This is a genomic window from Sphingomonas sp. (assembly GCF_035758555.1).
Lineage (GTDB): Bacteria > Pseudomonadota > Alphaproteobacteria > Sphingomonadales > Sphingomonadaceae > Sphingomonas_B.
On sequence record NZ_DASTXI010000014.1, the window covers coordinates 1 to 7356 of the forward strand.

The following is a 7356-nucleotide window of genomic DNA, read 5'->3' on the forward strand; positions in this document are numbered from 1 at the left end:
AACACCCTGACGTGGCTTCTCTCAGCGTGCGCCGCCACTGCCGCGCATCCGGCACGCCAGCGCCTGTGCTTCGTCGCGCACCTTGAGCCAGCGCAGGCGCTCTTCCTGTGCGTCGGCAAGGGCGCGGTGAGCGGGCTGCTCGCCGGCAGCGCGTATCTGCGCACTCGCGACCAGGGATGACGCCACTCCCTCGATCTGCGCCGGCTCGACTGCCCCCTGCAGCAGCGCCATCGCCGTCTCCAGATGCGCGTCGTCGCTGTCGCGCAGGCGCAGCGCGTGCCGCGGCAGGCCGGCGGCGCGAAGCAGCGCGCTGAGCCATTTGCCGTCCCATGACGGGGCGCTGGCGAGCAGGTCATGGCCGCTCAGCGCGTCGACCATGCGCGCGGCGACGCGATCGTGCGCCTCCCCTTCCCGGTCCAGCATGGCGCGGCTGATGCCGTGGATGGCTTCCGCGCGCGCGTCCCATTCTGTCCAGCCGGGCGCGGGACGGATCAGCCAGGCCTCGGATGCGCCATCCTCGAAGGCCCAAGCGACCTCGACCGGATAGCTATTCTTCGACAGCGACGAGGCTTCGAAATCCAGGAACACGCGCATGGCGCGGGAACGCGCGGGGAAAGGGAAAGACTCCGCCCCGGCGCTTGCAAGACCGGGGCGGAGCAGTTGGCCTACTCGTATCTGAGGGCGTGGATGGGATTGGTGCGCGCGACCCGCATCGCGTGGGCCGCAACCGTCGCGATCGCAATGGTGAAGGCGATCAGGCCGGCCACCACGAACGGCGCCGGCGTCAGGTCGACGCGCGCGTCGAACTTGTTCAGCCAGTCGCGCATCACCCACCAGGCAATCGGCCAGGCGATCAGGTTAGCGATGATGACGGGGCGCGTGAACTGCCACACCAGCAACCGCACGATGTCGCGCGTGCGGGCGCCCAGCACCTTGCGGATGCCGATCTCCTTGGTCCGCCGCTCCGCGGTGAAGGTCGCGAGGCCGAACAGTCCGAGACACCCGATCACCACCGCGAGCACCGCAAAACCGGCGAAGATCTGCGCGCGCGCCTGTTCCGTCGTGTAGAGCTTCGCGACGATGTCCTCGCTGAACTTCGCCTCGAACGGCAGGTCCGGCGCGAACCGCTTCCAGACCTCGCCGATCCGCTCGCGCACGGCATTGGGGTTCGGGTCCTGATAGCGCACCATCAGCGCGCTCAGATAGTCGGAGCCCAGCCGGTACATGATCGGCTCGACCGGGATGCGGATCGAGCGGAAACGCGAATCCGCCACCACGCCGACGATCCGCACCGGCACCAGCGGCTGCGTGGTGTCGAGGCTCAGCGCGACGCGGACTTCCTTGCCGATCGCATCCTGCGGGCTCTTGAAGCCCAGCCGCTCGGCCGCAAGCGCGTTGATGACGACATTGCCGCCGCGAGCCGCCAGCGCCCGTTCCGCCTCCGGATCGGGCTCGGGCCAAGGCACGGAGGTCTCGTCCATCGCCTGGCTTTTGTCGAGCAAACGGCCGGCCAGCAGCTTGATCCCCATCGCGTCGAAAAAGCCCTCGTCGATGGCGTAATTGCCGATGCCGACGGTTTCGGTCCGGCCCGGCACCTTGACCGCGCGGCCCATCGTGCTGCCTGTCGACACGCCGATCGCGGTGCGCGCGACCGACTGGACGCCCGGTACCCGTTCGACCGCGCGCGCGAACGCCTCGCTGTTCGGCAGGAAGCTGCGATAGCCGATGTTCACCTGCAGAAGGCCGTCGCGACGAAAGCCCGGATCGGCAGTCCGCGCGAACACCGTCTGTGCGTAGACGATGCTGGTGCAGATGATCAGGCCGATCGAGACGGCGAACTGCGCGACGACCAGGATGCTGCGCAGCCGCCCGGTGCCGGCCGACTCCGCCGACGACTTGTTCGCCTTCAGCACCTGGGCCGGCTTGTAGCGGGACAGGTAAAGCGCCGGATAGACGCCGCCCGCCGCGCCGACGACAATCAGCAGCGCGATGATCGGCAGCACGATGCCGTCGCTGCCGAAATATTCGAGCTTCAGGTCGGCATCCAGGAACGCGGCGAGCGCAGGAATGGCAAGCTCCGCGATTGCCAGCGCCACCACCATCGCGACGCTCGCGATCAGCAGCGATTCGCCGATGAACTGCACGACCAGCTGGCCGCGCGTCGCGCCCAGCACCTTGCGCAGCGCCACTTCACGCGCCCGCTGGCTGGCGCGGGCGGTCGCCAGGTTGACGAAGTTGACGCAGGCGATGCCCAGGATCAGCAGCGCCACGATCGCAAAGGTGACGATCGTGGTGCGGTCGTTACCTGGCCGCATCGCCGCTTCCTGCGCCTCGCCCAGATGGACGTCGCGGACATTGACGAGCTTCCAGTCCTGGAACTTGCCCGGATTCTCGCTCCTGCCCTCGAACGTATCGTCGGGGATGTTGCGCTTTTCCCATGCGTCGAGCTGGCTGGTGATCGTCTTCGGGTCGGTGCCGGGCCGCAGCACGACATAGCCCCAGCCCGAAATCTCGCCCCAGCTGGTCGGGAATTGCGGGTAATCGACGAAGTAGCTGATCGGATCGAACCGGATCACCATCGACAGCTTCATATGGCTGTTCTTCGGCAAATCCCGGAACACGCCGGTGACGGTGTAGTCGACATGCTTGCCGCGCTCGACCATCGTCAGCGTTTGTCCGACGGGATTAGTCGAGCCGTAGAGCCGCCGCGCCTCGGTCTCGCTGAGCGCGACGGTGCCCGGCTTCTGCAGCGCCGTCTTCGGGTCGCCTGCCACGAACGGGAATTGGAACACGTCAAAGAACGGGCCGTCGACGCGGACCACGTCGTCCGTGGACAGCGCCTGCCCGTCCCGGATCACCACCGGCCCGGAGCTCAGCGCATAGACGCGGTTGACGATCTGCGGAAAGTCCTTCTGCAGCGCCGTGCTCGCGACATATTGGGACATCCGCAGCTTGTAGACGTCGCCGGTCTCACGATCGGTCGACCAGCTCTGCACCTGATAGATGTTCTCGGCGTTCGGGAGCCATTTGTCGTAGCTCATCTCGTAGCGAACATAGAGCAGGATCATCAGGCACGCGGCCATCCCGATCGCCAGCCCCAGGATGTTGATCGCCGCATAGACGCGGCTCTTCAGCAACGCCCGCACGCCGACGGTCAGGTAATTCCGCCACATGGGAAGCCTCTATTCGTACCGCAGCGCGCGGATCGGGTTGGCGCTCGCGACCTTGATCGCGTGAGCGGCGATGGTGCCGATCGCGATGATCAGGGCAAGGAGCCCGGCCGCCACGAATGGTGTCGGCCCGAGCGCGATGCGGTCGTCGAACTTGTTCAGCCAGTCGCGCATCACCCACCAGGCGATCGGCCAGGCGATCAGGTTGGCGACGATGACCGGCCGGGTGAACTGCCAGACCAGCAGCCGCACGATGTCGCGCGTGCGGGCGCCCAGCACCTTGCGGATACCGATCTCCTTGGTCCGCCGCTCCGCGGTGAAGGACGCGAGGCCAAAGAGGCCGAGACAGCCGACGATCACGGCCAACAAGGCAAAGGCGGCAAAGATCGCGGCCCTGGCGCCCTCCGCCTGATAAAGCTTGCCGACGATCTCGTCGCTGAACTTGGCCTGGAACGGCACGTCGGGCGCAAGCCGTTTCCACACGCCTTCGATCCGGTCGCGCACGGCGGCCGGGTCCTTGCTGCTGTAGCGCACCAGGATCTGGTTGATCGACCTGGGATCGTAGAAGAACATGATCGAGTCGATCGGCTCCCGGACCGAACGGAAGCGCGAATCCTGGACGACGCCGATGATGTTGATCGGCACCATCCCGCCATATTCCGGATCGACCAGCGCCGCCTTCAGTTGCTTGCCGATCGCGTCCGCGGGGCTCTTGAAGCCCATCCGCTTCGCCGCCAGCTCGTTGACGACGATATTGGCGCCGCGGGCGGCAAAGGCCCGCTCGGCCGCCGGATCCTCGGGGAACGGCCGCTCCGAACTGTCGGCAGGCCGGCTGCGGTCGAAGCTGCGGCCGGCGATCAGCTTGATCCCCATGGTTTTGAAGAAGCCATCATCGATATTGTACTGGCCGATATTGACCGGCTCCTGCCGGCCGGGCAGCTGCACGCCGGTGTTGCTGCTGTTGGGCGTGGCGATGCCGATCGTGGTGCGGCCGACGGAGACGACGCCGTCCACCTTCGCCATTTCAGCCACGATCGTGTCGAGCATGGGCTGGATTTGGCGCCGGCCGGCGCCGTCGAGCTGGATCAGCCCCTCGCGCTGATAGCCGGGATCGGACGTGCGGGCGTAGACGGTCTGGGTATAGACCACCGCCGTGCAGATGATCAGGCCGATCGACACGGCGAACTGGCTCACCACCAGCACGCCGCGCAGACGGCCGGAGCCTTCCGCATCCGCCGCGGACTTGTTCGCCTTCAGCACCTTTGCGGGCTGGAAGCGCGACAGGTAGAAAGCCGGATACAGCCCGCCCGCGGCGCCGACCACCAGCACCAGCGCCAGGATCGGCAGCAGCAGCCCGCTGCGGCCGAAATAGGTCATGTCCAGATCGGCGTCGAGGAAGCCCGAGATCGCCGGCAATGTGACCTCGGCGATCGCGAGCGCGACCAGCATCGCGATCGCCGCGACCAGCACGGATTCGCTCAGGAACTGGACGATCAGCTGCCGCCGGTTGGCGCCCAGCACCTTGCGCAGCGCCACCTCGCGCGCGCGCTGGCTCGCCCGCGCCGTCGCTAGATTAACGAAATTCACGCAGGCCATGCCGAGGATCAGCAGCGCGACGACGGCGAACGTGATGATCGTGCGGCGGTCGTTGCCGGGCGTCATCGCCCCGTCCTGCGCCTTGCCCAGGTGCACGTCGCGGATGTTGACCAGCGCGAAATCGGCGATGTCGCCCTGGTTGAACCGCTGTCCGCCGAACACCTGGTCGGCGATGTTGCGCTTCTCCCACGCCGGCAGCTGCGCGTTGATCGCCGCCGCGTCCGTGCCCGGTTTCAGCCGCAGATACATATGCCCCGATTGCCATCCCCATTGGGTGAGGAAATCGGGGTTGTCGGCCCAGTAGCTGCTCGGGTCGTAGCGTGCGACCATGCTGAGCTTCACATGGCTGTTCTTCGGCGGGTCCTTGACCACGCCGGTGACGCGGTAATCGGTATTCTTGCCCTGTGCGACAACGGTCAGCGTCTGGCCCATCGGGTTCTCCCCGCCGAACCGTTTCTGCGCTTCGCTCTCGGTCAGCACTACCGAGCCGGGGTTGGCCAGCGCGGTCTTCGGATTTCCCTGCACGAACGGAAATTGCAGGATATCGAACAACGGCCCGTCGGCGAATTTGAAGTCCTCGACTTCGAAAGGCTCGCCGTTGCGGATCACGACCGGACGCGAGGACTGGATGTAGACTGCCTGCTCGATCTGCGGGAAATCCTTCAGCAGCGCCTGCTTGGTGACATAGGCCGCCATCTGCAGGTAGCTTTCCTCGCCCGTATCCGGATCGTGGTAGTAGGTCTGGAACTGATAGGCGTTCTCGGATCCCGGCAGCGCCTTGTCGTAGGTCAGCTCATAGCGGACGAACAGCAGGATGATCAGGCACGCGGCCATGCCGATCGCCAGACCCAGGATGTTGATCAGCGCATAGGCCCGGTTCTTCATCAGGGACCGGACGCCGACCGTCAGATAATTCCGCCACATAAATAGCCTCTATTCGTAGCGCAGCGCGCGGATGGGGTTGGCACTTGCGACCTTGATTGCGTGACCGGCGATGGTGCCGATCGCGATGACGAGCGCGAGCAGCCCGGCCGCCACGAACGGCGTCGGGCCAAGCGCGATGCGATCGTCGAACTTGTTCAGCCAGTCGCGCATCAGCCACCAGGCCACCGGCCAGGCGATCAGGTTGGCGATGATAACCGGCCGCGTGAACTGCCAGACGAGCAGCCGCACGATGTCACGGCTGCGGGCGCCCAGCACCTTGCGGATGCCGATTTCCTTGGTCCGACGCTCCGCCGTGAACGCGGCGAGGCCGAACAGGCCGAGGCAGCCGATCACGACCGCCAGCCCCGCGAACGTGGCGAAGATTTCCGCCCGGGCCGCCTCGCGGTCATATTGTTCGCGCACGATATCCTGCACGAAGCGGGCGTCGAACGGCACCTGCGGGATGTTGCGCTTCCACACCGTCTCGATCTGCTGACGGATGGCCGCGGGATCGCCCGAGAAGCGTACCGCGATCGTCTCGAAGCCGTTGCGGCGCATCGTGTAGATGATCGGCTGCAGCGGCTCCCGGACCGAGCGGAAGCGTGCGTCCTCGACGACACCGACGATCGTCACCGGCAGCAGCCCGTATTCGTTGGGCAGCATGTCCGCATCGAACTGCTTGCCGATCGCTTCCTGAGCCGTCTTGAAGCCGAGCCGCCGCGCCGCTTCCATCGTGACGACGACGTTCGCGCCGCGTTCGGCCAGCGCCTGCAGCGCTGCCTCCCGGCCGGGATCGGAGCGCGGCGGCGTGGTCATGTCGTCCCGGCCCTGCGCTTCCGAGAAGCCACGGCCGGCCAGCATCTTCATCCCCATCGCCTCGAAGAAGCCGGGCTCGACCGAATAGTCGCCCAGATCGACCGACTGCGTGCCGCCGGGAAAATAGACGCGAGTGATCGAATTGCTGTCCGGATCGACCGCGATCTGGGTGCGGGCCGCAGCCTGCACGCCCTGGATCCGTCGGATCTGCTCGGTCACGGCCTGGTCGCGGCCATCGACGCCGCGATAGCCGAGATTGCCGACCTGCAGCAGCCCGTCGCGACGGTACCCGGCGTCCATCGTGCGGGCATAGGCCGTCTGCGAATAGATCACGGCCGTGCAGATGATCAGCCCGATCGAGATCGCGAACTGCCCGACCACCAGCACGTTGCGCAGGCGCCCGGACCCCTGCGCGTCGGCCGACGACTTGTTGGCCTTCAATATCTTGGCCGGCTCGAACCGCGCCAGGTAAAAGGCCGGATAGAGCCCGGCGACGACGCCGACGAGCACGACCAGGCCGATCAGCGGCAGCAGCACGCCGCCCTTGCCGACATAATGAAGCGCAATCGCGCTGCCGAGGAACGCGTTGAAGGACGGCAGCAGCAGTTCGACAACAGCGAGGGCGAGCAGCATCGCGACGAACGCGATCAGGATCGATTCGCCGAGGAACTGCACGACAAGCTGGCCGCGCGATGCCCCGAGCACCTTGCGCAACGCGACCTCGCGCGCCCGCTGCGAGGCGCGCGCGGTGGCGAGATTGGTGAAGTTGACGCAGGCCATGCCGAGGATGAGCAGGGCGATGATGGCGAAAGTGATGATCGTCCGCCGGTCGTTGCCCGGCGTCATGGCG

At 66.4% G+C, this 7356-nt stretch carries 4 protein-coding genes; all 4 read right to left on the reverse strand.

Annotated features, from left to right (window positions below):
- Positions 1-21: 21 nt before the first annotated feature.
- Complete coding sequence (locus VFT73_RS00775) at positions 22-594, reverse strand: transcriptional regulator (RefSeq protein WP_326408201.1); 573 nt, start codon at positions 592-594, stop codon at positions 22-24.
- Between the two features lie 71 nt (positions 595-665).
- Positions 666-3173, reverse strand: a complete 2508-nt coding sequence (locus tag VFT73_RS00780; protein WP_326408203.1) for an ABC transporter permease — start codon at positions 3171-3173, stop codon at positions 666-668.
- Positions 3174-3182: 9 nt separating this feature from the next.
- Entirely contained in the window at positions 3183-5690 is a 2508-nt protein-coding gene (locus VFT73_RS00785) for an ABC transporter permease (protein ID WP_326408204.1), read from the reverse strand.
- 9 nt (positions 5691-5699) lie between these two features.
- Positions 5700-7356, reverse strand: a 1657-nt coding sequence (locus VFT73_RS00790; protein WP_326408205.1) for an FtsX-like permease family protein, incomplete at its 5' end; no start/stop codon positions are given.